This is a genomic window from Corallococcus sp. CA049B (genome assembly GCF_003611685.1).
Taxonomy (GTDB): domain Bacteria; phylum Myxococcota; class Myxococcia; order Myxococcales; family Myxococcaceae; genus Corallococcus; species Corallococcus coralloides.
The window spans coordinates 1-2,454 of sequence record NZ_RAWC01000416.1; the positions used below are offsets into that span (position 1 = coordinate 1).

2 protein-coding genes are annotated in these 2,454 nt (G+C 72.1%); both read right to left on the reverse strand.

Features of this window, described 5'->3' with window-relative positions; translation table 11 throughout:
- Positions 1 to 1,185, reverse strand: a 1,185-nt coding sequence (locus D7W82_RS39280) for a lipopolysaccharide biosynthesis protein (protein WP_120623136.1), incomplete at its 3' end; no start/stop codon positions are given.
- Positions 1,182 to 2,405 (reverse strand): glycosyltransferase family 4 protein, encoded by a 1,224-nt coding sequence (locus D7W82_RS39285; RefSeq protein WP_120623137.1) that lies wholly within the window; start codon positions 2,403 to 2,405, stop codon positions 1,182 to 1,184. The genes D7W82_RS39285 and D7W82_RS39280, both read right to left, overlap by 4 nt.
- Positions 2,406 to 2,454 lie beyond the last annotated feature (49 nt).

Sequence of the window (2,454 nt, forward strand, 5' to 3'; positions counted from 1 at the left end):
CCCCAGGGCCCATGCGGCCCCCACCGGTCCCACGCGCGGCACCCACACCGCGCTGCCCACCGAGACCACGGCCACGGAGACGACGAGCAGCACCACCTGGCCCTTGAGCTCGCGCGCCGCGGTGAGCCCCACCGCGAGGCTCAAGCAGACGTACTCCAGCGCCGCCGCCGCCATCAGCCAGACGAACAACTCGAGGTTTCCGGCGTAGGCGGCCCCGTAGAAGAGCGTCAGCGCCCACCGGCCGAGCAGCGCCGAGCCGGCGATGGCGCACAGGCCCACCCCCGCGGACGCCGCCGTGAAGCCCGCCAGCGCCCTGCCGTAGCGGCGCGCGTCCCCCGCCGCGTGATAGCGCCCCAGCCGGGGGCTCACCGCCTGCCCCAGGGAGTGCACCACCCGGCCGCCCAGCGCGGCGAAGTACGCGAGCGCGGCGTACATGCCCAGCTCCGCCTGGCCCGCGTGCACCTCCAGCAGATAGCGGGGGATGTTGGGCCGCAGCGCCGCTAGAAGGGCGGTGAGGCCCAGCACCCAGCACAGGAGGAAGAGGGCCTTGAGCCGCGCGCCTTCCTTCCGCCACGGCGTGCGCCAGAGGGTGCTCCAGGGGCGCACGCCGGGGAACTCGCGCTGGAGCGCCCGCGCGTCGAAGACGAAGAGGACGATGGCCCACGCGAAGGCCATGGCCGCGGCCCCGGCGATGGGGCTGTGCGTGAGCCACAGCGCCAGCGGCACCAGCACCGCGGACAGCACGCTCTTGGCGATGGTCGACCGGGCGATGAGCCCCAGCCGCTCCACCTTCTGGAGCGCGCCGTAAAACACTTCGCTCACCGCCTCGAAGCCCTTGGCCAGCGCCACCAGCGCGATGACCCAGCCCGCGTGGAGCGAGTCCGCCATCCCCGTGGCGATGGCGCAGCACACGGCCACGCCCGCCACGACGTTGAGCACCATCAGGCCTAGATAGTGCTCGAAGCCGAAGGCGCTTCTCGCGTCCGTGGCCTGGAGCGTGCGCAGCTGCATGCGGGACATCAGCAGCACCGGGGCGGTGATGGCCAGGGCGAGCGCGAACTGGCCCACCTCCTCCATGGTGGCCAGCCGCGCGAAGGCCACCAGGACGCCCCACTGCGCGAGGGCATAGATGAGCCCGGCGGAGAGCGACCAGATGAAGTTGCTCCCCACCGAGCGCGCCTTCATGACCGGGCCGCCGCCGCGCGCTGCAATACCTCTGACAGGCGCTTCGCCGCGATGTCCGCGGAGTAGCGCTCCCGGCCCAGCTTCCCGGCCAGCGCGCCGGCCTCCGCGAGCCAGCGCGGGTCGCGCAGCCGCCTGGCCAGCATGGCCGCCGCGGCGGGGATGTCCTTGGGCGGCAGCCTGAGGCCAAAGGCCTCCCGGTCCAGCAGCTCCGCCTGCCAGCCGCCGTAGTTGAGCGCCAGCGGACGGCCCGCCGCGAGCGCGTCGAAGAACTTGTTGGCGGAGTTGTCCTGCATGCCCGGCACGTCCGTGAACAGCGACGTGGCCATGGTGGCCGCGCTCAGCACCGCGGGCACCTGCTCCTTGGGCACGCTGGGCAGGAAGAAGAGGTTCTCCCCCTTCACGCCCAGCCTCTCCGCCAGCGCGTGCAGCGGGGCCTCTTCACGGCCCCTGCCCATGACGACGAAGCGGACCTCCGGGTCCAGCTTGCGCATCTCCGCGGCCACCCGCACCAGGTACTCCACGCCGTTCACCAGCCCCAGCGTGCCCGCGTACAGCACCATGGGACGGTCCCCCAGCCACGCGTACTTTTGCCGGAGCTCCTGGCCCGCGGACGCCGGCACCTGGAAGCGCTCCGGGTCGCAGAGGTTGGGGATGATGGTGATCTTCTCCGGCGGCACGCCCGCCGCCTCCACGCCCGCCTTCATGCCCGGCGACAGCGCGACGATGTGCTCCGCGCCCGCGTACGCGGCCTTCTCCAACAGCTGCGCGGCCATGATGGCGGAGCGGCTCTTGAGCGCGCCCACCGCGATGGGGATGGCGGGCCACAGGTCGCGCACCTCGAAGACCATGGGCCGCTTGTTCCACCGCGACGCGGCGATGCCCGGCACCGCGATGGTGAGCGGCGTGCTGGTGGCGAAGAAGACGTCCGCGGGCAGCTGCGCCGCGCGGCGCGTGGAGTTGACCGCGAAGTGGCTGAAGGCCCGGATGCGGTCCGGGTAGCTCATGGCGTTGCTGTAGGGCACCGGCAGCCAGTGCACCTGGATGCCGCTCTCGTTGGACTCGCGCCAGCCCTTGCCGCTGCCGCTGTCCGTGCGGGTGTCGGAGGTCACCATGTGGACCTCGTGGCCCATGGAGACCAGGCGCCGCGCGAGCTCATAGGAGCGCGTGCCCCCGTGCATGGTGGGGGTGTTGAAGTACTGATGCAGATAGACGATGCGCATGTCAGGCGGCTCCTGTGAATGAGGGTTGGGAAGGGGCGTGGGGTGGGGG

Coding starts and splice junctions, on each gene's coding strand:
- D7W82_RS39285 (WP_120623137.1), bottom strand. CDS start 2,405: ATGCGCATCGTCTATCTGCATCAGTACTTCAACACCCCCACCATGCAC.